Origin of the sequence: Halorhabdus sp. SVX81 (assembly GCF_029207715.1) — an archaeon.
GTDB lineage: Archaea > Halobacteriota > Halobacteria > Halobacteriales > Haloarculaceae > Halorhabdus.
On record NZ_CP104322.1, the window covers coordinates 941,949 to 966,996 of the forward strand.

Genomic DNA, 25,048 nt, shown 5'->3' on the forward strand with positions numbered 1-25,048 from the left:
TCGATGGACGAAAAGTGCGGTGTGGTCGGCATCTCGCTTGCGGATCGTGAGGCGGCTCGCCCGCTGTATTATTCGTTGTACGCACTCCAACATCGCGGCCAGGAGTCGGCCGGGATCGTGACCCACGACGGCTTTCAACAGCACAGCCACATCGGGATGGGGCTCGTCGGCGATGTGTTCGAACCCGACGACATCGATGGACTCGCCGGCTCAGTCGGGATCGGGCACGTCCGGTATCCGACCGCAGGCAGCGTCGATTCGAGTTGTGCCCAGCCCTTTACCGTCTCCTTCAAGAGCGGGTCGCTCGCGTTGAGTCACAACGGTAACCTCGTCAACGCCGACGACGTGCGGGACGAACTCGCGAATCTCGGCCACGCCTTCACCTCGGACGGCGACACGGAGGTCATCGCCCACGATCTCGCCCGGAACCTGCTCGAAGCCGACCTCGTCAGAGCAGTCAAACGGACGATGCGGCGAATCCACGGCTCGTATTCACTGACGATCACCCACGACGACACCGTCCTCGGCGTTCGTGATCCACAGGGCAATCGGCCGTTGTGTATCGGGGAACTCGATGATGGCTACGTCCTCGCCTCGGAATCCTCGGCTGTCGACACTCTCGATGGTGAGGTCATCCGGGACGTTCAGCCGGGTGAACTGGTCGTGTTGCAGCCCGACGGCGAGGGGTACGACACCTATCAACTCGTCGAGAACGATCGGACGGCTCACTGCTTTTTCGAACACGTCTACTTCGCCCGTCCGGACTCCGAAATCGACGGACAGCTCGTCTACGACACCCGCCGTGAACTCGGACAGAAGCTCTACGAGGAGTCGGGCATCGACACCGACGTCGTCCTGCCGGTGCCGGACTCGGGACGGGCGTTTGCCTCCGGCTACGCGGCGGCCGCCGAGGACGTCGAATTCGCCGAGGGTTTGATGAAAAACCGCTACGTCGGTCGGACGTTTATCATGCCGACGCAGGACGAGCGCGAACGCGCCGTCCGGTTGAAACTCAACCCGATCAAGAACACGATCGAGGGCAAAAGCGTCACGCTGATCGACGATTCGATCGTCCGCGGGACGACCTCGACGCAGTTGATCGACCTGTTGCGTGATGCCGGGGCCGAGGAGATCCACCTCCGGATCGGCTCACCGCCGATCGTCGCCCCCTGTTATATGGGGATCGACATGGCCAGCCGTGACGAGTTGATCGCCGGCGACCGTTCGGTCGAGGAGATCCGCGAAACGATCGGTGCCGACAGCCTCTCGTATCTCTCGATCGACGCCATCTCCGAGACGCTCGGGACGGATCGCGACGACCTCTGCCTGGGGTGTGTCACCGGCGAGTATCCCTACGACATCGACGGCGAGGCCACTGACCGGGAGATAGAACGACCGGTCATCGATGAGCCGAGTGTCGCTGACGATTGACCGTCCTTCGAGAACAGCGGTCAGTCTCGATGCTCGACCGATCGGTGGACTACCACGGAGCAACGTACAGCGCGACGTATACGACCAGGCCGAGCGTGAACGACACCGCCCAGAGCGTCGCGGCGATTCGGCCGACGCGTGGATGTGGAGTTTGGGGAAGCTCCCGGCGGTCGTACCCGTAGGCCAGTAATAACACGTAGTAGACGAGCGGCAGGCAGACGATCGCGAGCGTGACGTGGATCGCGAGGACGAGCAGATACACCGGTTCGAGCACTGATGGGCCGTCGAAGGTGGCCGTCCCTGCGACGGTAATTCGGTACAGGTAGCTGGCGAGAAACGCCACAAAGAGCCCGAACGCGGCCCCCATCCGTCGGCGGTGAGCGTCGATCGCACCCCGGTGGACCGCTCGAATGCCGGCCCCGATCGCGATGAGCGCGAGTGCGCTGAGTGCGGCGTTCAGGTGCGGGAGCGCGTCGACGGCGTCGGTTCGGGGGAGCCACGACGACGGCACCACTCCCCCAACGACGCCGAAGATCACTACCAGTGAGCTGATCGTGAGGACGGTCGTCACCGCCACCGTCCGCTCACGCACGATCGATTGCATACGTGTGACTGGCGAGGCGTTCCCAAAGGCCGTTACGATCGGCGAACTCCCCCCGCTCACCGCCAACCGGTCCGGTCGACGTGGTAATCCGACTGAATCCAGGCGTCGAAGTTCACCCGATCATAGATGATGTACAGCTGTTCGTCCGTGTGTTCGGCGTCTATTCGCGGTCGGTTCGTCCCCGACGAGTTTCCCGGTGACTCCATGCATATATCCCCCGATTTTGTATTGGTAACCCCGGTTTCCTATTCGTTCGATCCGATACACCTAGTCCTCTGAACACTATAATAAAAAACTATCGCCTGTTTCACGGGCAGCGTTATTTCCCGATCCGCTCGCGGGCCGCCGCCACGAGCAGCGGGAACGTGATCGTCGCGTCGGCGTACACCGAGGCGTTCCGGGCGGCCTTCTCCAGTTTCCCCCACGACCGCGCCTCGTCGAGCGTCGCCCCGGAGAGCCCGCCGGTCTGTGGCGGATCCATCGTCAACTGGACGGCGTAGTCGTAGGCGTCCGGACTGACCAGCATCGTCTGGAGGACGAAGTTCTTCGGGACGCCGCCGCCGACCACCAGTGCGCCGGCCTGATCCGCCTCGTAGGCGATGTCCGAGATGCCGGTCATGTCCGCCAGCGCGTCGAGCGTGAACTCGCTCGTCTGGCTGTACATCCAGGCCTGAAGTCCCAGCACGGAGTCCTGGACGGCGGGGCAGTAGATCGGCACGTCGTTCTCGTAGGCCGCGGCGGCGATGCCGGGCCCCTCCTCGACGTCCTCGCGCTCGTTGACCGCGGCGTTCGCCCGGCCGAGTTCCTCGGTCAGCCGCTGGATCGAGACGGCGCCCTCTTCCTCCAGCGTCGGGAACACCTCCGCACGGAGGTGCTCCTCGAAGGTCGTGAAGAACTCCTGGGGGAGATAGACGTTGTAGATGCGATCGACGCCCTCGTCGCGCAACTGCTCGTCGTGTTCACGGGGCGTCCGATCCTCGGCGACGGCCTCGCCGTGGTGGTGCTTGCCGCCGATGGCCTCGATGGTGTCGTGCGTGAGGTTCGCGCCCGTCGTCACCAGCGCGTCGACGTGGCCGTCCCGGATCAGGTCGGCGACGATCCGGCGCATCCCGGCGGGGACCATCGCGCCAGCCAGTCCGAGGAAGTTCGTCACCTCGTCGTCGAGCATCTCGCTGTAGATGTCGACGGCCTCGTGGAGCGTACTCGCGCCGAAGCCCCCGTTGCCGTACTCGTCGGCGAGTTCGTCGACGGTCATGCCGGCTCGCACCTCGGCGTGGCCGATCGGATCGTGATGGAACGTCTTGCGATGGTCGTCCGCGTGGTCGTCAGTCATGCTCGACTCTCGGCGGGCGAGGCGCTTGAAGCGTACGATCGCGCCCTGAGTCAGAAGCGTCCTCCTCTACTCGGGCTGGCTTCGAACCAGCCCCGCGCCACAACAGTCCGAGCGGTACGCCTCGTACTCGCGAACGAACGCACAATCGCGATATCGCCGGGCGACTTCCGTCCCACAATCGCCACACCGGAACAGCCACTCTGGGGTGGCGAACGCTCGACAGCGAACGTCCGTCTCGACTTCCTGAGCCCGGCGCTTGAATGCCGCGCCGTGGCCAGTGGTCCCATCGCGCTGGAACTGCTCGACGTGCAGCAGTTCATGGCGCAGCGTCGACTCCCACTCTGCCTGCGAAAATGCTTCGAAAGCGCCCCAGGAAAGCGAGACCGTACAGGGAAGCGGTCGACCGTCGCTGTCCGGGACGCGCTCCCAGTCGATCGGCTCGCCGACCGTCGTGTCCGGCACTTCTGGTCGTTTGACCGCTGCCGCCCGCCGGCGCGCTCGCGTCGAAACCTCCCATTCGACGAGGTCGAACCGGACATCGAGCAGCCACTCGCGACGGGCCTCACGGGCGTACTGCCGCGAGAAGGCGACCAGGTCGTCGTGGCTCTCGATCGCGTCGTATGCCAATCCCGCCATCGACGGCTGCTCGGGTGCGCTCCCTTTGAGAGATGCGATCCACTGCTCACGATACGGCCTGTCTCGATGGGACGGAAACAACGAAAACGGCGGGCGGATGGGCCGATCAGAACTCGTGGGTCCGGCGCTCGCTGACGTATTGGCCGTCGCCGCCGTCGTCCCAGACGAACCGGAAGTCGATCGTCGGTCCGTCGTCCGCCGTCTCGCGCGTGTGCACGTGGATGTCGTCGCCGTCCCGGTGATCCATCCGGTAGCCGACCCAGCTGTCGGTGCCGGGGTCAGTGAACTGGATGTCTGCCCAGTCTGCCGCGTTGGCGGGCTCGAAGGACCACTCGTGACGCTCCGCGTCGACCCGTGTCACCGTCGCGGACCAGCCGTCGCCCGCAGTACCTGCGTACTCACCGTCCCCACTCTCGCCACCGCCGTCGTCCTCGAGAGTGAACTCGACCCAGTTGACGTTGAACTCGCTGTCGTCCATCGACAGCCGCAGGACCTGCTCGCCGGCGGTGAGTTCGACGCCACTGATCGTCACCGTCGTCCAGGATTGCCAGCCACCCGTCGCCTCGAAGCTGACTGCCCCGGTCACGTCGCTGCCGCCGACTTCGGCGTGGAGTGTGCCGCCGCCGACCTGCGAGGCGACCCGGAAGTCCACGTCGTAGGTTCCGGCCTCCTCGACGTTGACAGTGTACTCCAGCCACTCACCGTCGGCGATCCAGCCGACGTTGTACTCGCCGCCCGTGGCGTCACTGACTGTCTCGATATCGACGGACTCGCCAGTGCGGACGGCACCGCCCTGGTTGGTCTCGGTCGTGTCGTTGTAGGCCACGTCCTGGCCGCCTTCGTCGTACTCCTGGGCCTGGATTCGACCGGGGATCGCGTGGGGAGCGCCCCCGTAGGGCGACTGTTCGGCCGGGTTCTCGCCGCCACCGTCGTCGCCGTCGCCCGTGCTCGTCGCCATCGAGTTCGCCGGTACGTCCAGCGTCGTCCCGTCGCTGAACGTCACCGTTGTCGCGGAGTCGTCGGCGTTGTAGGCGACGTAGGTCCGCTCGCTGCCGTCGTCGAAGACCGTATACAGCGGCGTGTCGGCGGTCACGCTCGGATCGGGCGATCCGAGTTCCCGGAGGGTGTACAGCCAGTAGCGCGTGTGCGCCGGCTCCTGGGCATCCTCCGGCGTGTAGCTGTCCGCGCGGGATTCGAAGCGGTCGATGGCGTCCTGGGGGTCCGAGAACGCGCGGTACATCCAGAGGATGTCCGGCCAGTAGGTGAACTCGCCGCCTTTGAGCGCCGCGATCTGCTCGAAGTTCCGCTCGGCCAGTGTCTCGTCCCACCCCAGGTGCATCGAGAAGCCCGACAGCGGCAGCATGTTAATCCCGTAGACGGCCTCGCTGTCAGCCGTCCACCACGTCGAGTGTGCCGCGCCCATCCCCCAGACGATGCCGGCGAAGTTCGCCTCCCAGTCGTCCGGGAAGTGCTGTTGATCGCGGTCCATCCAGTACTCCTGGATCGCCCGGGCCTGCATCGCGTACAGCGCCATCCCGAAGTCTCTGATCTCCGTGTTGCCCGTGTACTCGCCCCACTCGATCATCGCCGCGTAGGCCATCATCGCCTCCGACGAGGATTCCTGGTTGTTCCCGAGGCCGAAGCTGCCCGAGCCGTGGGCCCAAGAGTGGCCCTCGTAGACGCTGAAATTCCGGTTGAACGGGTAGCGGTCGTCGGTCCGATCCGGATTGGCGTAGTCGCGGATCAGCTCCTCGACCATGCCGCCCCAGTTCGATCGCTCGGCCCAGGCCGGATCGTGCCGGGCGACGCGTGCTGCCGCCCAGACGTAGTGGCCGAAGTGGAAGTGGTGGTCGCTGAGGTCCGTGATCGACCCGTGACTCCCCGGATATCCCTGGAGGGCCCCGACGGAATCGTCGTAGTAGAACGTCGCCTCGTCGCTGGGGCTGAACCATTCCTCGAGGCCGTCCTTGACCGTCCCCAGGAGCGCGTCCCGCTTGCCGGTCATCCCGACCTGATCGGCGACCGCGGCACACTTCGCCATCCGACTCGCGGTGTCCTTCCCGAAGCGGTAGGTGTCCTGGGTGATGCCGCCGTTGATCGACTCGCTCACCTCGTTCAGGCGCGTCTCCTGGCTCGCTCGATCATAACTCCCCTCATCCGGGAGGAACGGGAGCATGCCGTTCCACCCGTACTCGACCGAGAAGGAGTCACCGGTGAGGATTTGCATTTCGCCCCGTGCCGACGGATACGTGGCATCGAGCGTGGGCTCGGCGGAGTACTTCCAGTGATGGGGGAACAGGCCGGCGACTGTCCCCGATGTCGGGCTGTCCGGGAGCTCTTCGACCTCGAAGTTGAAGGTGGTCGTGATCGTCGCGTCGCTCTCGCTGTACTCCCACTCGAAGCGCGTGTCTCGGAGGACGTTGTACGCGTACTCCTCGTACGTTTCGAGATAGGTGCTGTCCGGCAGGACCGCGATCGAGCAGTACTCGGCCCCGGTCGTCATCGTCGTGGATCCGACGCCACTCCAGGCCGTGCCGTTCGGGGTGTACAGCCCGTAGTCGTTGCCGTTGACCGTGAGCCCGACGACGTTTTGCTTGTGGGCCCAGACGTCGACGGCGGCACCGAACTCGATCACGACCCCGCCGCTCGCGGGTTCGCAGTAGACGAACGGTGAGCCCTGTGCCATCGTGACCCGGAGGGCACTGCCGGTCCCCTCGCCGAAGACGGCACTGACTGACCAGTCCCCGTGATCGGAAAGCGCCAGGTCGGTGTAGCCGTCGCTGTCGGCGTGGCTGATCGTCATGTCCATGACGTCGTCGATCACCACGTCACCGACTTGGTCGGCGTCGTCCCAGCTGGTCGTCCAGTCGGTCGGATGCTCTACCTGGAGGCCCGCTTGCTGGGTCTTGTACGCGAGCGGATGGGCGGCGATCGTGACGTCCTCTCCGGTGATCCCTTCGAGACCAATCACCGAGTACCAGTCGTTCGTTGGAATGGGCCCGTCCCCGAAGTCTGCTGTCGTATGGCGCGTGAACTCGTGGGTATCAGCACCCGCCGGTGGTCCATCGTGATACCCACCTGTACCCACGATTGTTTCGGCACTGGCCACCCCTGCTGGCATGGTCCCAAGCGTCCCGGCCACCCCGAGGGCTTTCAACCAATTCCGCCGTGAGAGGTCGAGGTCGGGATCTTCAGCCATCAGCGGTTCCCCCCGATCGATCCCAATCGGACATCTAGCCGCGATGTGTTTCGGTTTGGTCTGGCTCTTCGTCCGTGGTTCGCTTTCCGCACCCTCGCCGTTCGGCAGTTGCGTATTGTCATTGTCTGCTCCGGTAGGCATCGACGGCCACACTACGACATTCGTCTTCAGTGAGGGGCCAGACCGAGAGGCCGCTACTCGGTCGTACTGCTATTAATGTCTCTCCCACGGCCGTCGACTCACCCCCCGACTGTGCCCCACGTCGTGGATCTCGCTCAGCGGTATCGGTGCCGTATCAAGCGCTACCGTGTTGTGTTAGTTCATAGCAATAAATAAACGTACTTGTTTTCGTCCGTGTCCCCACACCCATCTGGGCATTGGCCGGACAACGCTTTCTCGCCTGCTATCGGCCTGCCGTCCATCGGGCAGCGCCTGACTCGGCTACAGGCCGGTCGGATGGTCGACGAACGTCGTCGCTACGCCCCACTCCTCGGCGAGGCCGGCCAGCGCGCGCACGCCGAAGGTTTCGGTCGCGTAGTGACCCGCCAGGAAGACGTGGATACCGTGCTCGCGCGCCCGGTGGTAGACCTGCTGTTTGCCCTCGCCGGTCACCAGCGCGTCGACGTCCTTCGCCGCGGCCTCGTCGATCCAGTCCGTCCCGCTGCCGGTCACGACTGCCACGTCCCGTATTTCGTCGGGGCCGAAATCCAGCACCTGCACGCTTTCACCGCCGGTGTCGAGTTCGCTCGACAGTAGCTCGCGGAGCTCTCCCACCGTAAACGGCTCCCGTGCCCGGCCGCGCTGGCCGATGTACTCGCCGTCGATCTCGCCGAAGGGGGCTCGATTCCCCAGGTCGAGGACGTCGGCGAGCCCGGCGGCGTTACCGAGATCCTGGTGGCCGTCTAGCGGGAGGTGGACGGCATACAGGGCCATGTCGGCGTCGAGGAGCCGCTCGATGCGACGGTACCGCAGGTCGGTCACCCGGCCGTCGCCACCCCACAGCAGTCCGTGATGGACGACCAGCAGATCAGCGCCCGCCTCGGCTGCCCCCTCGATCGTCTCGACGGCCGCGTCGACGGCGAACGCGACCCGCTCGACGTCCCGTTCTTCGGGTCCCACCTGGAGGCCGTTCTCGCTGGCGTCGATCCCGGCGTAGGCGGCGACGTCGAGTCGGTCGTCGAAGCGCGAACACAGTTCTTGACAGTCCATACGTCGGCTTCGACGGGCCCGGCCGTAGTGATTGTGGTCGACTGGTGAATGGATGTGTCTGTCCTGTCAGTCACCGCCGTCCGGCCGGAACAGCTGATCGCCGTCGCGGTCGATCACACCGCGATCAACCAGCGCGTCGATGATCGCCTCGGTTTCGCGGCGCTCGATCTCGTAGGCACTGCCGGCGATCGTCGTGATCTCCTCAATTTCGAGCGGGAAGTCGCGGTTCTGGAGCAGTCGGACGACGCGGTTGTACGACGACCGGTCGAAGTCCTGAGCGGATGTCTCTCCAGTAGCGTCCCCAGTATCTGCAGCGTCTTCGTCATCTGTATCCTCGCTCTCTCTTGTATCGGTCGTGTCGTCGTCTCCGCTTTTGCTGTCATCAGCGTCCGGCGTCTCCTCTCGCTGATCCTCGTTGCTCACGACGTCACCTGCTGTCGGCTCGTCGGCTTCAGGTGTCCCTTCCACCTCGATGAGCGACGGCTCGTCGTCGTGGCCGAAGCCTTCGATCAGCGAGCTATCCGCTGGACGGTCATCAGTCGACTCGATTGCTTCCGTTGGTTGCTCAATATCATCGGCGGCGTCGGTGCTCTCGGACGTGACGGCATCCGGGCTGTTCCCCGCGAGCGTCGTCTGGTCAGGGTCCGTCGCCGCCGCGGCCACGCTGTCGACGATCGTCGAGAGCTTGCGCCGACACTCCGGGCACAGGACAACAGTCTGCTGGTTTTCGACGGACGGACGCAGATCGCGGGGCACGACGGGGTACTCTTCGAGCGGTGCGTCGACCGCGACGCCACAGAAGTAACACGACGCCAGTCGATCCATGTGATCTACTCGCGGCCGCGGTGGCAAAAAGCTACGCAGTTTCGACGCTGGCCGAGCACTTACTCACTGTCGTTCGCCGCGTGCTCGTAAACGAATGCTCGCAGGAGCTTCGCCGCCAGCGTGGCGGCCTGGCCCTCGTCGCGGTCGTTGACCTCGACCACGTCGAAGCCGTCAGCGTGGGGTGCGACCGACCGAACCACGTCCTGGATCTCCCGTGGCGTCAGTCCGAAGGGCTCCATCGTCCCGGTGCCGGGTGCGAACCCGGGATCGACGGCGTCGACGTCGACGCTGAGATAGATCGATTCGTTCGCGAACTCCGGCGTCCACGCGCTCACTTCCTCGGGCGGGACGACCGTCACGTCCGCAGCGTCGGCGCGCTCCCACTCGGCTTTGCTGCCGGCTCGTGCCCCGAGGATCACCGCGCGATCGGCGACCTCCAGGGCGTGGCGGGTGACCGTCGAGTGACTCAGCGGGTTGCCGGCGTAGGCTGCCCGGAGGTCCAGATGGGCGTCGAGACAGACGAAGACGTCCGGCTTGACGCTCCGAACGCCCGCGACGGTGACGGTGTGCTCGCCGCCGATCAGGACGGGAACGATTCCGTCGGCCCGCAGGTCGTCGAGTTCGCCTTCCAGAAAGGTGAGATACTCGGCAGCGTCGTCGACAGCCCCGACGGCCCCGACGTCGCCGTGATCGCTGACGGCGCAGTCGGTGAAGTGACGGTCAGTGTGGTGGTCGTAGTCCTCGAAGGTGGCCGCGAGTTCCCGGACGCGAGTGGGGCCAAACCGGGTGCCGGGCCGGAACGTCGTCGAGACGTCCAGCGGCGCACCGACGACCGCGTAGTCGGCCGGCTCCCGGTCGGCACTCGCGCCGGGGAAGGCCATTATACGATCTTTCGCTGCTCTTCGAGTTCGAGGTACTCGATCTCGTCGTCGGGCGAGAGACTCTCGTCTTCGGGGACGCGCATCGTGAACGTCTCGTAGGTTTCGAGATCCATGACCTGGGCGTCGTTGCCCGAGACCGAGACGACCTGGCCCTGTTTGCGCTCGATGATCGGGACCCAGATCTTCGCGTCGACCGGCTGGGAGAGGCTGCGCTTTTTCCCGTCGAAGACGCCCTTGCCGTCGATGCGGGCCTTCGCACTGCCGTGTTTGCCGGGTTTGGCCGTACTGTAGGACGTGATCTTACACGGCTCGTCGTCCATCATCACGTAACTCCCCTCGTCGAGTTCCCGAACCTCGGTCTGCTGTTTTGCCATGTGGCGGGATTATCCGGGGACGAGTATAAACGGTTTGGAACGCGTCGGGGTGCGTTTCGGTCGGTTTCGATCGCGTCAGGTCCAGCGATCTTCCTCGGCCACTTTCGCGTCCGCCTCGTCGATCGGTCCGTCGGCCCCGATCGGTGGTGACTCTGTCTGCTCATTCGACTCTCGCTGTCGCATCTTCTGGCGGGTGAACTGCGGCGTTGCCCGGATCGACCGGCGCTTGCGGAACGACCGATAGAGCGCAAACAACGCCACGGTTGTCACGAGCGCGGCGAGCAGCGTGGCTCGCACTGTCGAAAGTGAGTACAGCACTGACGTCGAGACGAGTCCGCCGGCCGCGATCATCCCCAGGATCAGCCGAGTCGCCAGAATATCCAGGAGATTGTCCGAGTCCTCGATGTCCGCCCGGACGTAGAAGTCGTCGCGGTCGATCCGATCGAGCGTGGTTTCGAGCTTCGGTGGCACCCTGACGGCTGACCGACCGGCGTCCCGAACCTCGGTGACGCGATCGGAGACGAACTGTCGGGCGCTCTCTTCGAGGTACCCCTCCTCGCGCAGGAAGTCAGTCGCGACCGAGATGAAGTCGAAGTCGGGGTCAAGCGTGACGGCGACCCCCTCGACGACAGTTGCGACTCGGAGGACCAGTGCCAGGTTCTCCGGCAGCCGAAGCGGGAACTCGTAGATCGTGTCCTCGACGCTCTGGATGATCTGCTGGACGCGGTACTGCTCGATTTCCTCCCCGCGGGCGTCCGCGATGGCGAGTTCCATCACGTCGGCCATGACCTGCCGATCGACCTCCGGGCTGAGCGTCCCCATCTCGATGAGCGCATCCAGGATGGCGTCGATGTCCTGCTCGGCGACGGCCATGTAGAAGTCGATGATCCGGTCCTGGAGGAACGAATCGACTCTGCCGCTCATCCCGAAGTCGTAGAATACGAGCGTCCCATCGTCTTGCACGGCGAGGTTTCCGGGATGGGGATCGGCGTGATAGACGCCGTCCTCGACGATCATCTGGAAGTACGCCCGTTCGAGCGTCTCCGCGAGTTGCGTCCGGTCGATGCCCTTCTCGTCGAGTTCCTCGACGTCGTTGATCTTCGTGCCCTCGACGTACTCCATCGTGAGCACGCGCTCGGTCGAATGGGATTCAACCACCGGGGGAATACGAACCCGGTCATCGCCGGCGAAGTTCTCCCGGATCTCGGTCAGCATCCGGGCCTCGCGTTCGTAGTCCATCTCCTGGCGGATCGTCTGGTCGAATTCGTCCGCGAGCGTCTCCAGGGAGAACGACCGGGCGTCATCGACGAAGTAAAGCAAGATCGGGAGGAGCCACCGCAGCACCCGGAGGTCGGCCTGGACTAACTCCTCGACACCCGGGCGTCGGACTTTGACGGCGGCCGGATCGCCATCGATTTCGGCGTAGTAAACCTGTCCCAGGCTCGCCCCGCTGATCGCCTCGGTGTCGAAGTCGCTGAAGCGCTCCTCAACGGGACCAAGCTCATCCTCGAGGACGACCCTCGCGTCGTCCCAGTCGGCCGGCGGAACCCGATCCTGGAGTTTCGAGAACTCGGTGACGTACTCCGGGGGCAGGACGTCCGGCCGGGTCGAGAGCATCTGCCCGAGTTTGATGAACGTCGGCCCCAGCGTCAGCAACGACTGCAACAACGTCGATGCGCGCTCGTGGCGCTGGGCCGACGACACCGACCGGCTCGATCCGAACAGGAGGAACCGGCGGCGGTCGCGGGCGTACGTCAGCGCCAGCGGCAGGAACTCGACGAGGACGGTGAGGAACCGTCGATAGGAGCGAAGGGACACCGACTCGACACCCGCCTCAGGCGTCCTCGATCGGGATCGGCTCGGTTTCGGCCTCGGACATCTTCGGGAGGGTGATCTCGAGGACGCCACGGTCGACTGCACCCGAGATCCCGTCGGCCGCCACGTCCGGCGGCAACGGAAGCTCCACGTCCAGGAACAGCGATCGATCTTCGGCGACGTACTCGAAGTCGGTCGGGACGTCCTTGGCTCGGCGCGCCTCGATGCTGAGCCGGTGGCCTTCGGTCTGTGCGTCGACCGTGTCGGCGGTCGCCCCGGGCAGGTCGATCACCAACAGGTAGGCCGACTCCGACTCCAGGAGGTCGGCAAAGACGGCGTCCGGAAGGTCCGACAGTGCATCGCGGAGTGCTGACATACCAACCCCTTTGGACGGTAGGGCCAAAAACACGGTGGTCCCGTCACTCTCGTCGATCACCACTCGCACTTTCGGCTGTCACATGTCCCCTGGGCGATACAGGGGAGTTCGGGCGGAATCGCCACGAGACAGATCGGGGAGAGCATCGAACGGTCGACATCACAAAGGTTAGAAGTCCACGCACGAAAAATCAGCCCAGTAATGACAGCCGACGCCACGGGAGACGTCGAGACCCTCGTCGAGCGCGCCGAGGAGGAGCCGACGTCTGTGACGGTCGCGGACATCCGCCCGTACCTGGAGGCCGACGAGGATATCACGCGCAAGCGGGCACTGGACGTCTGCCAGGCAGTCGCCTACGTCGACTCCGAGCGGATCGCTCCGCTGATCCCGGATCTGCTCGACTTTGTCGAGGACGACTTTCTCGCGGTCAAACACTCGGCGCTCGGTGCCATCGGCCATCTCGTCCCGGACGAGCCGGACGCCGTCGCCGAGGGGGCCGAGAAGCTCACCCGGGAACTGAGCGGGAAAACACCGCTGACACGGTTCCTTGCGGCGAAGTCCGTCGCTTTTCTCGCCTTCGAGCGCCCCGGTGCTCTCGTCGACCACGTCGACGCACTCGTGGCGGCCTTGGATCAGGATGGGCCGACACTTCCGGACGAGCCCGCGGGGTCTCAGTTCACCGGCCCTGACGATCCTGTCCGCGAGGAGATCGGGAAAAACGTCGCTCAAAACGAGAACGCCCGAGAACTCGCCGCTAAAGCACTTGTCGCGGTGGCCGAAACCGATCCCGACGCGATCGTCCCCCACCTCGAGGCGCTTGGACCGTACGTGGACGACCGAAACGAGATCGTCTCCGGCCCCCTCATCGAGATCGTCTCGACGCTGGCGGCTGATGACTACACGATCCCAGACGGCATCGCCGAGCGTGTCGAATCCACGCTCCCCGACGGCTCGACGCAACTCCGGGCGCGATCACTTCGAGCGCTTGGCTATCTCAGCGCGACTGACGCCGCCGATACCGTTCGGACAGTCGCCGAGGAAGCCGATGATGAGGAACTGGCCGCCTTCGCAGCGGACACCGCGGAGTGGCTCGAATCGGCCGACGACGGGTGACCGGTGACTGACTCGGAAACCGATCACCGCCGATGTGTCGATATAATGTTTCCGATATTATATGCATCTCACGTCACAGTCGATTAGTCGATTAGTCGATCCGTCGTGTCTATGACGGATCAATTCCCAGGTATAATTCATATAGGCCGGTAAATAAACTCTCCCTTGACATGGATAGATAACAATATTTATTATGATGCGGTATCGACTTTTCCCCGGACAATGGCTACAGAGGACTCTCCCGATAAGTTCGAGGATGTGGTGAACCGCCGTAACTTCATGCGGATAGCGGGTGTGACGGGCACCGCCATGCTCGCCGGGTGTGGTGACGGCGAAACCGACACAGATACTGGAACAGAGAACGGTGGCACCGAAAACGGTGGCACTGAGAACGGTGGCACCGAAAACGGTGGCACCGAGAACGGGGACGGACCGGATGTCTACGACGAGACAGTCGAGTCCGTCGCCGCCCGTTCGATGGACCTGCTGGACTGGAACGCCCAGTACGCTGGTTGGCCGAACATCTGGGGGCGCTGGCTCGCCTACGAGCGCTATGCCCAGTACAACATGGTGGAAAACGAGTGGATCCCGCGGCTCATTCAGGACTGGTCGATCGACGGGACGACCATCACGATCAATATCCGGGATCCGCACAACTACGCCGACGGCGACCCGGTGACGGCCGAGGACATCAAAGCCAACACCGTGATGAACCTCGCCACCGGGGCCGCGTTCGCGAACGTCTTCGAGTCGTTCAACGAACCCGACGAGAAGACCCTCGAGATCCAGACCAACAAGGAAGTCAACCCGTCGATCCTCGAGTTCACGATCCTCTCGCAGTTGCAGCAGGCGAAGATGGCAGAGCCCTACGACGAGCTCTACCAGCGCTACTGGGAGGACAACGAGGACGGCGTCTCCAGCGACATTCAGGGTCGGGAGCCCCAGGAGCCCGACTACGTCTCCGGGATCTTCTCCCAGAAGAGCAAGGACTCCGAGCAGTACATCATGGAGCGCAACCCCGAGCACCCTGACGCGGGCAATGTCAACTTCGAGGAGTACCGGTTCCCGACCTACTCTGGCAACCAGAGCAAGTGGGAGGCGATGATCGGCAACAACGTGGATACCGTGATGAGTATCTTCACCCCGTCGAACATCCGGACCCAGCTTGCCGACCACTGGCAGGAGTACAACTTCCCCGGCTACTGGGGCGTCGGCTACGTGTTCAACCACGACACGGATGCCGCGCCGCACATTTCGAAGCGAGCGGTCCGGCAGGCGATCACCCACGCTATCAACCGCGAAGAGGTCGTCACCGCCGCGGGCGCACAGGTCAAAGAGGCCTTCCCGACCCCGGCCGCCATCTCCGCGAACGTTCAGGACGAGTGGATCGACGTGGGTGGCACGTTCACCGCGATGCAGGGCGGCGCAGAGAAAGCCGCCGAGATCATGCAGGAGGCCGGCTACGAGCGCAACAACAGCGGCAACTGGGCCATGGACGGCGAGACAGTCTCGTTCACCGTCGACGTGCCAAGTAGCTGGAGTGACTGGGTCACCGCGACCCAGGCCGTGGTCCCGCAGCTCCAGAACGCCGGCTTCGACGCGGAGATCAACCGTGTCAACAACATCAACACGGTCGTCTCGAATGGCGACTTCAAGATGGCGGCCCGTCCGTGGTCGCCCGGCAACGCGCGCTCCTCGTTCCCGTACTTCCCGCTGAACTGGGTCTTCGGTCGTGCCTACAACAACGCCCACAGCTACCCAGGTGGCGAGGAAGGCGAGGAGATCACGGTTCCGGCGATGGACGGCGACGGCACCATGTCGGTCAACATCCAGCAGCGCCTCGACGACCTCTCGACAGCACAGGGCGACGAAGTCGGGGAAATCGTCGAGGAACTCGCGTGGGTTTCCCACCAGGACATCCCGTACCTGCCGGTCATCAACAAGCGAGAGCAGTCGTTCATCAGCAGGCGGCGGCTTTCGGCCCCCGACAACGACGAGCCAGCCGGTAACGTCAAGTGGCCGACGTTCTATGCCCCGCGTGTGGGGAAGATGCAGTGGCAGGGCGAATAACGCGCGACCCCGGCGTATCGGTCTGATCGAACAATCATTTATCAAATTTAGAATACCCGATGGTAAACTACTACCTCAAACGGACGGCGAAGGCGATAGTGACGATCTATATCGTCATCACCCTGAGCTTCGGCCTCACCCGAATGCTTCCGGGTAATCCGGCAAGCAGAATCAGAGGACGCCTCTCATCGATAGGGTATACCGAAGAACAGATCCAAGTCGTCCTCTCGAACCTCGGATACAATCCGAACGTACCGCTTCAAGAAAAGTTCGTCGAATACATCGCTGGGCTCCACCAGGGTAGCATGGGGTCGTCTATTCAGGTTTCGGGTGGTGGTGTTCCCGTCACGGAAATTGTCGCGTCCCACCTCCCGTGGACGATCCTGATCACCGTGGTTTCGATCGTCCTCTTTTTCGCGATATCGATCACGCTCGGCGCGGTCATGGCCTACCGGGAAGGGTCTCGCTTTGACTCGGCCAATTCGGCGCTCGCGATCTTCGCCAGTGGGATCCCCTTCTTCGTCATGGCGATCCTCCTGGTGTTCGTCTTCGGGCAGATCCTCGGTTGGTTCCCGACCGGACGGCGCTACTCGCTTGATGTGGATCCCGGATTTAATTTCGCGTTCCTCCACAGTGTGCTCTATCACGCGACGCTTCCGATCGCGGCGATCGTCCTCTCGCGATACGGCGTTCGCGCGCTCGCGATGCGTGGGAACAGTATCTCCATTCTCGGGAAGGGCTACGTCGAGGTCGCAAAGCTCAGGGGCCTTCCCGAACGCGTCATCGCGCTCCGGTACGTCGGCCGCAACGCCGTCTTGCCGATGTACACCGGGATGTTGCTGTCGTTCGGGTGGGTCCTCGGCGGGACGATCGTCCTCGAGGACGTCTTCCAGTACCAGGGACTCGGCTATCTGTTGTTCCAGGCGTACGACTACCGTGATTACCCCGTCCTGATGGGGGCGTTCCTGGTGATCACACTGTCGCTGGTGGTCGGCATCTTCCTGGCGGACCTCTCGTATGGGTTCGTCGATCCGCGGATCAAGACGGGTGATGAAAGTGAGTCATTCTGAATCGGAGACGTCGACAGACGAACTGCAATGGACCTACGACGCCGAGGACGCCGTCGAGGTGACGCTTCGCGATCGGATGCAGGAGTTCTATCGGAACCGCATCTACGAACCGGGCGTCGTGGTGTTCGACGACTGGCGGTTCATCGTCGGGGGATTTATTCTCCTCATGTACGTCCTCGTCGCGACGATCGGCGTCTGGCTGGTTCCGTATCCGAACCAGCCCAGTCCGTTTACGGCGGAAATGCGACTGGCACCCGCTTTCGACTGGCACAGCCTGCTGAACATCGGCGGCTTCAACCTCGCGTACCCGACGTTCCACGACCTCGCAAACCCGCTTGGGACGACCCAGACCGGTCGGTCGATCTTCGGGCTCGTCGTCCACTCGACGCCGAAGATGATGATCATGGTCATCTCGGGCGGTGTCTTCGCGACCGTGATCGCGACGCTCCTCGGGACGGTTGCGGGGTACAAGGGTGGCCGTGTCGACGGCGCGATCTCGATGTTCATCGACATCGCGATGACGATCCCCGGCCTGCCGCTCGTGATGGTGCTCGCGCTCGCGTTCAAGGACCTGACGGTCTTCGGGATCGGCATCGGCTTCAACCAACTCGGTGCGCTCCCGGAGCCGTTTAACGTCCTCCGACCGGCGACCATCGGGATGATCATCATGATCAACTACTGGGGCGGGCTCGGACGGGCGATCCGCTCGCAGGTGTTGACGCTGCGCCAGGAGAACTACGTCGAGGCGTCCCGGACGATGGGCGTCAGCTCCTGGAAGATCATCTTGAAGGACGTGATCCCGAATCTGATGCCGTACATCCTGATCAACTTCGTCAACGCGGCCCGGTTCGTGGTCTTTTCGGCCGTCGGGCTGTACTACCTGGGCGTCCTGCCGACGGACGTCGCCAACTGGGGCGTCATGATCAACGACGCCTACCGCCAGGGCGCAATCGCCGGGCTCAGCATCTGGAACTGGCTGTTCCCGCCTGTCGTCGCCATGTTGATCCTGGCGCTTGGGCTGATCTTGCTCTCCCAATCGCTGGACCGCGTCTTCAACCCGCGGGTCCGGACGAAACTGTCGTCGTTCGACGAAATTGATTCTGATGACGACGATATCGAGGAGGTTATGAACGAATGAGTATTGATAACGCGACTGCGGAGTCTGACGAACAGCCACTCGAAGTCGAGAAAGTCGAGAAGCCCGACCCGATCATGCGCCTCAACGACGTTCGGGTCACCTTCGAGATGGATCGGGGTATCTCGCGGGTCCTCGACGACATCAACCTGGACATCGGTCGCGGCGAAATCCTCGGCATTGTCGGCGAGAGCGGTGCGGGCAAGTCCACGTTGGTCTCGGCGATGATGGACTCCGTCGAGGAACCCGGCGTGCTCGAAGGGTCGATCGAGTACCGTCCTTCGGAGGGCGAAGCAGTCGACATCCTCGATTTCAACGACGAACAACTTCGCCAGTGGCGCTGGGAAGAGGTCGCGATGGTCTTCCAGGGGGCGATGTCTTCGTTCAACCCTGTCAAACGGGTCAAGGCCCACTTCGTCGAGACGCTGAAGGCCCACGATCAATCGGTCGAAGCGGGCATGGAGCGGGCGCGCGATCTCATCGCCGACCTCTACATGCAACCCGACCGCGTGTTGAACGCCTACCCGCACGAACTCTCGGGTGGGATGCGCCAGCGCACGCTGTTGGCCCTGGCGATGGTGCTCGATCCCGAGATGTTGATCATGGACGAGCCGACCGCCGCGCTGGACCTGCTGATGCAGCGGTCGATCCTCCAGCTCCTCCGGGAGCTGCAACAGGAGCACGACATCTCGATGGTGTTCATCACCCACGACCTGGCGCTGGTGGCCAGCCTGGCCGATCGCCTCGCGGTGATGTACGCCTTCCGGATGGCCGAGGTCGGACCCAAAGAGCAGATGCTCAGAAACCCCGGCCACCCCTATACGCGGATGCTGTTGAACTCGACGCCGGACATCGACGCGCCGATCGATCAGAACCGCTCGATCGAAGGGTCGAGTCCGGACCCGTTGAACGTCCCCCAGGGGTGTTCGTTTCATCCCCGGTGTCCGCTGGCTGAGGAGGCCTGTCTCGAGGCCGAACCCAACCAGTTCCTGCTCGAGGACGACCACGGGGCCGCGTGTTTCCGCTGGCAGGAAGCCCAGGAATCGATGCCGCTGGTGTACGAGCAGGACCTCGAAAGCGTCGAAACCAGCGAGGGGGCGGAAACTTCGACCAGCGCCAGGCGCTCGTCGGACGAGGAACCCCTGATTTCCGTCAACGATCTCGAGGTCCACTTCGAGCAGTCAGAAGGGCTCATCGAGTCGCTGTTCGGTGACGAACCGGATGTCGTCCGCGCAGTCGATGGGGTCAACCTCGACATCTACGAACAGGACGTAGTCGCGCTGGTCGGCGAGTCGGGTTGTGGGAAGACGACGCTGGGGAAGTCGATCCTCGGCCTGCAGGAACCCACCGGTGGGTCAATCGAGTACCGGGGGGTCGATCTCTGGGAGGCAAAACGGGGCAACGCCGATGTCTCCTGGGACGAGATCCGGAAATCCCTGCAGATCATCCATCAGGACCCGGGGAGTTCGCTCAATCCCAATCGTCGGTTGAAATCGATCCTGTCGGTTCCGCTCAAGCAGATCCACCCCGAGATGTCCACCGGGGAACGGCTGGATCGCATCTACACCCTGATGGAATACGTCGGGTTGACGCCGGCAGAGGAGTACGGCGAACGGTATCCCCACCAACTCAGCGGTGGAGAGAAACAGCGCGTCGCGCTGTGTCGGGCGCTGTTGATGAACCCGGACCTGATCCTTGCCGACGAGGCCATCTCGGCGCTGGACGTCTCCCTGCGCGTCGAGATGATGGATCTGATGCTCGAACTCCAGGAGGAGTTCGACACCTCGTTCCTGTTTATCTCCCATGACCTCTCGAACGCCCGGTATCTTGCCCAGAAGTCCGGCGGCCGCATCGCCGGGATGTATCTGGGTGAGTTCGTCGAGATCGGGCCGGCCGAGGCGATCACGCAAAACCCCTCCCACCCCTACACGGACGTCCTGCGGTGGGGGACGCCCAATATCGATCCCGAGAAGGCTGAGATCGGCGAGATGCCGATGCGGAAGATCGACATCCCAGATCCGATCAATCCGCCCTCGGGCTGTCGGTTCCATACCCGCTGTCCGGAGGCCCGCGAAGCGTGCATCAAGGAGAAGCCCGCCGACCAGCAGATCGACGCCGACGGGTTCCACACCGCGAGTTGCTTCCGGGAGTACGGTGAGGACCACCCTTACTGGGATAGCGATCCGGTCACCGACGAGATGATCGACGACTGATCGGCCGCCAATCTTCCGCTTTTCGCCCGTCCCGTTGGTTGTCCGGACAACCGGTTTCCAGCACCCGTTGCGCTGGAGCGTGATATCTCGATAAGACGCTTGGTTATTCGTCTGGACGGTCTTCCGGCCGCCACTCGCCACGTCGCCGTTTGTTTTTCGCACAGCGCCACTGGAGGAATACCGTAATCGAAGTTGCTACCAGTACGAGGACCAGGTCGATCAGCGCGATGTAGTACGACGGCGATCCCACAGTCGTGAACGCCAGCGAGAAGACTGTGAGGACCAGCAGGACAAACAGGGCAGCGAACAGGAACCGGAGACGAGGCATGTAATCACAGACGGTGGTCCAGAATTCCTCTTTCATACACCTACCGAGTACAGGGTCAGCGGCATAACTATTGGCTATCCCTTTCGACGGGCCCGGTGGCACGGAGGGCCACGCTCACACGCGACCACTGGCCGGCCCGACCCGTCTCGTGGGACGATTTCACGTTATACAACCACCACTGCCAGTGCCAGCAGGCCCACCCCGATCACGACCGGAACGCTGCCGATCTTTGCCACGTCCCAGGCGACGCCGCGTTCGCGGCCGTCCGCAATGAGAAACCGGCGGACACCGTCCCCGTTGATGACGACGTTTACTTCGCCACCACGATGGCCTGCCCCGGCGTCGTAGTGGGCACGGCCATAGACGTAACACTTCTCGCCAGGGTCGAGCCGTCGTTCGACGAACCGCTGGTCGTTCCCGATCTTGAGTTCCGTTACGCCGAGATCGATCGTGCCGTCCTGGGCAGCGACGTCCGGATTCTCGGCGACGAACTCGGCAAGTCGATCGGGCAACGGCGTCCCGCCGGGGACCGTGACCGTCTGTTCCTCGAGGTGACGAACCGAGCCGGCGGGTTCGACGCGACAGCTGGCCGTGTCGTCGGCAAGCCGGAACGGCCCGCCCACAAGCCCCTCGTCCAGGGTTTTCCAGTGGGTGTTCGTTCCCTCGCCTGCGTTGGTCGTCCGGTGTTCCTGTACTTCCCATTCACAGACGAGGCTCGGTGAGCCGGAGATCGGTGATTCGACCGTTCCCCCATCCGGCTTCGCGATTCCCTGGACTTCGACCGGGCCGAGTTCGTTCGGCAGCTCGAAGACGGCAAGGGGCTCACCGCGATGGATCTGCCACGCGAACCACAGTTCTCGTGCCCCAAGCGCGAGAAGGGCCACGCCAGCGACGGCGAGACCGCCGGCGAACAGGAGGGCTCCTGATACCATGCTCCGGATTTCTCAGGCCTGTCGAATCAACGTTGTGCTGTCCGGCACGCAACGGGAGTGACGACAGTCGGATTGCCAGCGGGCTGAACCTTAATATTCATGCTGTCCTGCGTTACCGTATGGAAGACGAAGCCTGGCGCTCGATCGACGTGATCCACGACAACAAGGGCGAACCTCATGTCATCCAACAGAAGGTAAAGGTGTTTACGGCTGGTGTCACCGAGGAGTCAAGCGGCTACACGAAGCCGACCGTAGACCATCGACTGGTCCCGCTGGCCGACGTCACGAAGTGACCCTCGCGACGAGCCAGGGGCTCAGTGGGATAAATAGTGTATTAGGAAATCGCGAGTCGCGTCGAAGCCTTACTGGCGGACGACGTTGGTCGCGCGGGGGCCCTTCTCGGCCTGTTCAATGTCGAATTCGACTTCCTGTCCTTCCTCGAGGTCCGGGCCGCCGACGTCTTCCATGTGGAAGAATACGTCTTCGTCCGCATCCTCAGTCTCGATGAAACCGTAACCGCCAGTGTCGTTGAAGAAATCGACCGTACCAGTTGCCATTGCAATTCTACCAATGGGAGCCCGATGTATAAGGCTTCCGAGGGATGGCGTACCACGGGTTATCGGGACACGACCCGTGGGTGTGCAAGCCATCCACGCACGGCGATTATCACTCGTCACTTTCGCGGAGCGATTCGTGGATGCCGAGTACCAGCGCGGGGACGACGAGCATGAACAAGTGTTCCTCGATCGGGATCGCCAGCAGGTCGATCCCGGTCCGTAGTTCGATGGCGAACACGCCCACTTCGAGCGTGTACCAGTCCCAGACGTACGCCAGCGGATAGACGACTGCGATTGTCCGGCCGGCCCGCGCGAGAGCGTCGGCCCGGACGAGCAACGCCAGTCCGAACGCGCCAAAGGCGATCTCGGTCGCGAGGTAGGTGTACGGGCCGAGGACGCCGATGTCGATGGGCAATGGACCGGTCATGGGCCGATACCACAGCGCGACCAGCAACAGCGCGAGGAAGACGTACGCACCACGGACGAGCAGCATCGTCGCCAGACGTGGCTCGGCGCGACGCGCGATAGCGGCCACGGCCCCGAACGCGAAGACTGCGAGAATCGTTCCCGTCGGGAACACACCTACGGCAGCGAACACGGCCACACCGAGCAATCCAGCCGCCAATAGCCCTTCCGCCAGTCGGCGTGCGCGCGTCGGACCGAGGACGACGGCTACAGTTCGTTTGTCGATAGAGCGGTCGTACCCCAGATCCTGGGCGTCGTCGATGATCTTGATCCCCAGGAGGACAGCAAGCAACACGCCAGCCAGTCCGAGGACGGTCGGGGTCACTGTGCCGGCCCCGGCGGCGTAGGCACCCACGAGCGACAGCGCGATCCCGGCCGGGTAGCCCCCGGTCGCCGTGACCGGGTTCGTGTCCAGTTGCGGCGCGTGAAAGTACCCCAGTGCCCACGTCGGCGCGGTCAGCGCGGCGGCCGCTACTCCCGCGGTCAGGAAGACGCCTGCCAGCGCCACCGCGAAGAGGATGCCGGCACCGACCAGCGCCAGTCGACACCCGCCGACCGATAGCGGGTGGTCGTCGTCCTCGCCGCGGACGAAGAAGTCGACGTAGCCATCCTTGACGTGGGCGGTGTAGACCGCTGCGAAGATCGCTATTGCGTGGGCCGCGACGACTGTCGGCGTGAACGTCCCCGTGGCTCCGGCAGCGAGTAGTGAGCCCGTCAACGAGACGGCCACCGGCGGCAGCATGAACACCGGATGGACCTGTGACGCCAGCGCACGGACTGCCGCCGCTGGACCGGGACGGTGACGGGCGATCGACATACCTGTTCCTCGGTATCGATCCGCAAAGACGTGTCGCCGCGTTCAAATGTTGCTGCGGAACCGATGGTTCACCCACCGTCGGCTCCGACACTGGTCTCGGCCCCGGTGTCCAAGTAGATCCGGCCCGATGGACGGCTATGTCCGAGACCGCCGTCGTCTGGCTGCGTCGCGACCTGCGAACGCGGGATAACGCGACGCTTGCGGCCGCCTGCGCTGCCGATCGCGTCCTGCCCGTCTACTGTTTCGAGCCGCGCCGGTACGGCCAGCGTGCCTTCGGCGGAGCAGCGTCGTTCGAATACGATGGGATCGGGGCCGGTCGCGCACGGTTCGAGCGCGAGGCCGTCAGGGACCTCCGTGACCGACTTCGCGAGACCGGCAGCGATCTGTTCGTCCGCCACGGCCGCCCCGACGCGGTGCTACCAGCGATCGTTGATCGCGTCGACGCCGACCGCCTGCACTGCCAGACCCTCGCTATCCCGGAAGAGCGCACTAGCGAACAGCAGGTCCGGGCGGCGCTACCGGAGGCGGTCACTGTCGAACGCCACTGGACGCACACGCTCCACCACGTCGAGGACCTGCCGACCCCCTACGACGAGATGCCCGACACCTTTACCCCCTGGCGACAGCAGCGTTCGCGATCCGATCGAGGCACCCGCGGTGCCGCCGGTTCCAGCGGACGCGCCACAGCCGGGGCCGATCCCGGAACTCGCCGATCTCGGCGTCGTCGGCGACGTCCCCGACGACGACCGAATGCCCCTCGACTTCGAGGGCGGGGAGACCCCGGGGCAGCGTCGGCTGGAACAGTACGTCTGGGAGACGGACTCCCTCCGGGCGTACAAGCAGACGCGTAACGGGCTGATCGGGCGGGATTTCTCCTCGAAGTTCTCGCCCTGGTTGAACCTCGGCTGTCTCTCGCCACGGGACGTTCATCAGACCGTCCAGGACTACGAGCGCGAGCGCGTCAGCAACGACTCGACGTACTGGCTGAACTTCGAGTTGCGCTGGCGGGACTTCTTCCAGTTTCAGTTCGCCAAGTACGGCGGGAAACTCTTCACGCCGGGTGGGATCCGCGAACGAACGGACCTGGACTGGCGGCGCGACGAGAGCGACTTTCGGCGCTGGCAGGAGGGGCGGACTGGGGTACCGTTTGTCGACGCTGCCATGCGGGAACTCGCGGCGACGGGGTACGTCAGCAATCGCGCCCGCCAGAACGCCGCATCGTTTCTCGTCCACGACCTGGGGATCGACTGGCGGTGGGGCGGGGCCCACTACGAGCACCACTTGCTCGACTTCGATCCCGCCTCGAACTACGGCAACTGGGCGTATATCGCGAAGGTCGGCAACGACAGCCGCGAGGGTGGCTTCGACGTGCTCAGCCAGGCCGAACGCTACGATCCCGGGGCGGAGTACGTGCAGCGCTGGTGCCCGGAACTGGACGGGCTTGTGGACGCGTACGCCCGCGAGCCCTGGCTGATGGACGAGGCCGTGCAGCGGGAGCGGGGTGTGGTGCTCGGCGAGGACTACCCCGAACCGATGGTCGATCCCGAGCGGTTGTGAGGAGGGCGACCTGACTCAGATCCGTTCGGGCCATTGTCACTTACTTGCGGCTGTTCGCCCAGCGCCGGGGCCTCACAACGAATTTATTGCTCCGCCTCAAATACTGAC

22 protein-coding genes and 1 pseudogene are annotated in these 25,048 nt (G+C 63.8%); 8 read left to right on the top strand and 15 right to left on the bottom strand.

All coding sequences use genetic code 11. The features are described from left to right. Positions 1-3 precede the first annotated feature (3 nt). Positions 4-1,431 carry an amidophosphoribosyltransferase gene (gene purF / locus SVXhr_RS04665; protein WP_275739894.1) on the top strand — a complete coding sequence of 476 codons (1,428 nt, stop codon included), beginning with the start codon at positions 4-6 and terminating at the stop codon, positions 1,429-1,431. A gap of 49 nt (positions 1,432-1,480) precedes the next feature. On the opposite strand, the gene SVXhr_RS04670 is transcribed toward purF, so the two are convergent. The 11 genes from SVXhr_RS04670 to SVXhr_RS04720 all read right to left on the bottom strand — a co-directional run bounded on the left by SVXhr_RS04670 (position 1,481) and on the right by SVXhr_RS04720 (position 12,683). Next, positions 1,481-2,035, bottom strand: a complete 555-nt coding sequence (locus tag SVXhr_RS04670) for a DUF420 domain-containing protein (protein ID WP_275739896.1) — start codon at positions 2,033-2,035, stop codon at positions 1,481-1,483. 56 nt (positions 2,036-2,091) lie between these two features. After that, positions 2,092-2,241: a hypothetical protein gene (locus tag SVXhr_RS04675; RefSeq protein WP_275739898.1), complete on the bottom strand. Its 150-nt coding sequence runs from the start codon at positions 2,239-2,241 to the stop codon at positions 2,092-2,094. Positions 2,242-2,354: 113 nt separating this feature from the next. Then, positions 2,355-3,368 (bottom strand): deoxyhypusine synthase, encoded by a 1,014-nt coding sequence (locus SVXhr_RS04680; RefSeq protein ID WP_275739900.1) that lies wholly within the window; start codon positions 3,366-3,368, stop codon positions 2,355-2,357. A gap of 66 nt (positions 3,369-3,434) precedes the next feature. Further along, positions 3,435-4,004 carry a SprT-like domain-containing protein gene (locus SVXhr_RS04685; RefSeq protein WP_275739902.1) on the bottom strand — a complete coding sequence of 190 codons (570 nt, stop codon included), beginning with the start codon at positions 4,002-4,004 and terminating at the stop codon, positions 3,435-3,437. A 106-nt stretch (positions 4,005-4,110) separates the two neighbouring features. Then, complete coding sequence (locus tag SVXhr_RS04690; RefSeq protein ID WP_275739904.1) at positions 4,111-7,203, bottom strand: glycosyl hydrolase; 3,093 nt, start codon at positions 7,201-7,203, stop codon at positions 4,111-4,113. Positions 7,204-7,644: 441 nt separating this feature from the next. Continuing rightward, positions 7,645-8,412, bottom strand: a complete 768-nt coding sequence (locus SVXhr_RS04695; RefSeq protein ID WP_275739906.1) for a Nif3-like dinuclear metal center hexameric protein — start codon at positions 8,410-8,412, stop codon at positions 7,645-7,647. Positions 8,413-8,478: 66 nt separating this feature from the next. Beyond that, entirely contained in the window at positions 8,479-9,237 is a 759-nt protein-coding gene (locus SVXhr_RS04700) for a hypothetical protein (RefSeq protein WP_275739908.1), read from the bottom strand. Between the two features lie 59 nt (positions 9,238-9,296). Further along, positions 9,297-10,118, bottom strand: coding sequence for an agmatinase (gene speB / locus SVXhr_RS04705; RefSeq protein ID WP_275739910.1), 822 nt, complete (start codon positions 10,116-10,118; stop codon positions 9,297-9,299). Continuing rightward, positions 10,118-10,492 carry a translation initiation factor IF-5A gene (locus tag SVXhr_RS04710; RefSeq protein ID WP_275739912.1) on the bottom strand — a complete coding sequence of 125 codons (375 nt, stop codon included), beginning with the start codon at positions 10,490-10,492 and terminating at the stop codon, positions 10,118-10,120. Before SVXhr_RS04710 ends, speB begins: the two co-directional genes overlap by 1 nt. 75 nt (positions 10,493-10,567) lie before the next feature. Next, complete coding sequence (locus tag SVXhr_RS04715) at positions 10,568-12,310, bottom strand: AarF/ABC1/UbiB kinase family protein (protein ID WP_275739914.1); 1,743 nt, start codon at positions 12,308-12,310, stop codon at positions 10,568-10,570. A gap of 16 nt (positions 12,311-12,326) precedes the next feature. Continuing rightward, complete coding sequence (locus SVXhr_RS04720; RefSeq protein WP_275739916.1) at positions 12,327-12,683, bottom strand: Hsp20/alpha crystallin family protein; 357 nt, start codon at positions 12,681-12,683, stop codon at positions 12,327-12,329. 201 nt (positions 12,684-12,884) lie between these two features. Between SVXhr_RS04720 and SVXhr_RS04725 the strand changes: the two genes are divergently transcribed. From SVXhr_RS04725 to SVXhr_RS04745, 5 genes are all read left to right on the top strand, one after another. Then, complete coding sequence (locus SVXhr_RS04725) at positions 12,885-13,796, top strand: hypothetical protein (RefSeq protein ID WP_275739918.1); 912 nt, start codon at positions 12,885-12,887, stop codon at positions 13,794-13,796. Between the two features lie 222 nt (positions 13,797-14,018). Continuing rightward, entirely contained in the window at positions 14,019-15,866 is a 1,848-nt protein-coding gene (locus SVXhr_RS04730) for an ABC transporter substrate-binding protein (RefSeq protein WP_275739919.1), read from the top strand. Between the two features lie 59 nt (positions 15,867-15,925). Then, positions 15,926-16,936, top strand: a complete 1,011-nt coding sequence (locus SVXhr_RS04735; RefSeq protein ID WP_275739921.1) for an ABC transporter permease — start codon at positions 15,926-15,928, stop codon at positions 16,934-16,936. Next, the gene (locus tag SVXhr_RS04740; protein WP_275739923.1) at positions 16,917-18,074 is read left to right on the top strand and encodes an ABC transporter permease; all 1,158 of its coding nucleotides are present in this window, start codon (positions 16,917-16,919) and stop codon (positions 18,072-18,074) included. The genes SVXhr_RS04735 and SVXhr_RS04740 overlap by 20 nt, the downstream gene beginning before the upstream one ends. After that, positions 18,071-20,284, top strand: coding sequence for an ABC transporter ATP-binding protein (locus SVXhr_RS04745; RefSeq protein WP_275739925.1), 2,214 nt, complete (start codon positions 18,071-18,073; stop codon positions 20,282-20,284). The genes SVXhr_RS04740 and SVXhr_RS04745 overlap by 4 nt, the downstream gene beginning before the upstream one ends. Positions 20,285-20,387: 103 nt before the next feature. Here the strand turns inward: SVXhr_RS04745 and SVXhr_RS04750 are convergent, their stop codons facing one another. After that, positions 20,388-20,648, bottom strand: a complete 261-nt coding sequence (locus SVXhr_RS04750; protein WP_275739927.1) for a hypothetical protein — start codon at positions 20,646-20,648, stop codon at positions 20,388-20,390. A 128-nt stretch (positions 20,649-20,776) separates the two neighbouring features. Beyond that, positions 20,777-21,544 carry a hypothetical protein gene (locus tag SVXhr_RS04755; RefSeq protein ID WP_275739929.1) on the bottom strand — a complete coding sequence of 256 codons (768 nt, stop codon included), beginning with the start codon at positions 21,542-21,544 and terminating at the stop codon, positions 20,777-20,779. 119 nt (positions 21,545-21,663) lie between these two features. Between SVXhr_RS04755 and SVXhr_RS04760 the strand changes: the two genes are divergently transcribed. Continuing rightward, on the top strand, positions 21,664-21,837 hold the full coding sequence (locus SVXhr_RS04760; protein ID WP_275739931.1) for a hypothetical protein: 174 nt from the start codon (positions 21,664-21,666) through the stop codon (positions 21,835-21,837). Between the two features lie 69 nt (positions 21,838-21,906). On the opposite strand, the gene SVXhr_RS04765 is transcribed toward SVXhr_RS04760, so the two are convergent. Continuing rightward, the gene (locus tag SVXhr_RS04765; RefSeq protein WP_008526685.1) at positions 21,907-22,101 is read right to left on the bottom strand and encodes a cold-shock protein; all 195 of its coding nucleotides are present in this window, start codon (positions 22,099-22,101) and stop codon (positions 21,907-21,909) included. Between the two features lie 109 nt (positions 22,102-22,210). Next, the gene (locus SVXhr_RS04775) at positions 22,211-23,383 is read right to left on the bottom strand and encodes a lycopene cyclase domain-containing protein (protein WP_345799502.1); all 1,173 of its coding nucleotides are present in this window, start codon (positions 23,381-23,383) and stop codon (positions 22,211-22,213) included. A gap of 137 nt (positions 23,384-23,520) precedes the next feature. On the opposite strand from SVXhr_RS04775, the pseudogene SVXhr_RS14635 reads away from it, so the two are divergent. Further along, positions 23,521-24,940 (top strand): annotated as a pseudogene (locus tag SVXhr_RS14635) (DASH family cryptochrome). Positions 24,941-25,048: the final 108 nt, after the last annotated feature.

Bases quoted from the DNA above. Each gene is read 5' to 3' on its own strand.
- purF (WP_275739894.1), top strand. From the start codon at position 4: ATGGACGAAAAGTGCGGTGTGGTCGGCATCTCGCTTGCGGATCGTGAG.
- SVXhr_RS04670 (WP_275739896.1), bottom strand. From the start codon at position 2,035: ATGCAATCGATCGTGCGTGAGCGGACGGTGGCGGTGACGACCGTCCTC.
- SVXhr_RS04675 (WP_275739898.1), bottom strand. From the start codon at position 2,241: ATGGAGTCACCGGGAAACTCGTCGGGGACGAACCGACCGCGAATAGAC.
- SVXhr_RS04680 (WP_275739900.1), bottom strand. From the start codon at position 3,368: ATGACTGACGACCACGCGGACGACCATCGCAAGACGTTCCATCACGAT.
- SVXhr_RS04685 (WP_275739902.1), bottom strand. From the start codon at position 4,004: ATGGCGGGATTGGCATACGACGCGATCGAGAGCCACGACGACCTGGTC.
- SVXhr_RS04690 (WP_275739904.1), bottom strand. From the start codon at position 7,203: ATGGCTGAAGATCCCGACCTCGACCTCTCACGGCGGAATTGGTTGAAA.
- SVXhr_RS04695 (WP_275739906.1), bottom strand. From the start codon at position 8,412: ATGGACTGTCAAGAACTGTGTTCGCGCTTCGACGACCGACTCGACGTC.
- SVXhr_RS04700 (WP_275739908.1), bottom strand. From the start codon at position 9,237: ATGGATCGACTGGCGTCGTGTTACTTCTGTGGCGTCGCGGTCGACGCA.
- speB (WP_275739910.1), bottom strand. From the start codon at position 10,118: ATGGCCTTCCCCGGCGCGAGTGCCGACCGGGAGCCGGCCGACTACGCG.
- SVXhr_RS04710 (WP_275739912.1), bottom strand. From the start codon at position 10,492: ATGGCAAAACAGCAGACCGAGGTTCGGGAACTCGACGAGGGGAGTTAC.
- SVXhr_RS04720 (WP_275739916.1), bottom strand. From the start codon at position 12,683: ATGTCAGCACTCCGCGATGCACTGTCGGACCTTCCGGACGCCGTCTTT.
- SVXhr_RS04725 (WP_275739918.1), top strand. From the start codon at position 12,885: ATGACAGCCGACGCCACGGGAGACGTCGAGACCCTCGTCGAGCGCGCC.
- SVXhr_RS04730 (WP_275739919.1), top strand. From the start codon at position 14,019: ATGGCTACAGAGGACTCTCCCGATAAGTTCGAGGATGTGGTGAACCGC.
- SVXhr_RS04735 (WP_275739921.1), top strand. From the start codon at position 15,926: ATGGTAAACTACTACCTCAAACGGACGGCGAAGGCGATAGTGACGATC.
- SVXhr_RS04740 (WP_275739923.1), top strand. From the start codon at position 16,917: ATGAAAGTGAGTCATTCTGAATCGGAGACGTCGACAGACGAACTGCAA.
- SVXhr_RS04745 (WP_275739925.1), top strand. From the start codon at position 18,071: ATGAGTATTGATAACGCGACTGCGGAGTCTGACGAACAGCCACTCGAA.
- SVXhr_RS04750 (WP_275739927.1), bottom strand. From the start codon at position 20,648: ATGAAAGAGGAATTCTGGACCACCGTCTGTGATTACATGCCTCGTCTC.
- SVXhr_RS04755 (WP_275739929.1), bottom strand. From the start codon at position 21,544: ATGGTATCAGGAGCCCTCCTGTTCGCCGGCGGTCTCGCCGTCGCTGGC.
- SVXhr_RS04760 (WP_275739931.1), top strand. From the start codon at position 21,664: ATGGAAGACGAAGCCTGGCGCTCGATCGACGTGATCCACGACAACAAG.
- SVXhr_RS04765 (WP_008526685.1), bottom strand. From the start codon at position 22,101: ATGGCAACTGGTACGGTCGATTTCTTCAACGACACTGGCGGTTACGGT.
- SVXhr_RS04775 (WP_345799502.1), bottom strand. From the start codon at position 23,383: ATGTCGATCGCCCGTCACCGTCCCGGTCCAGCGGCGGCAGTCCGTGCG.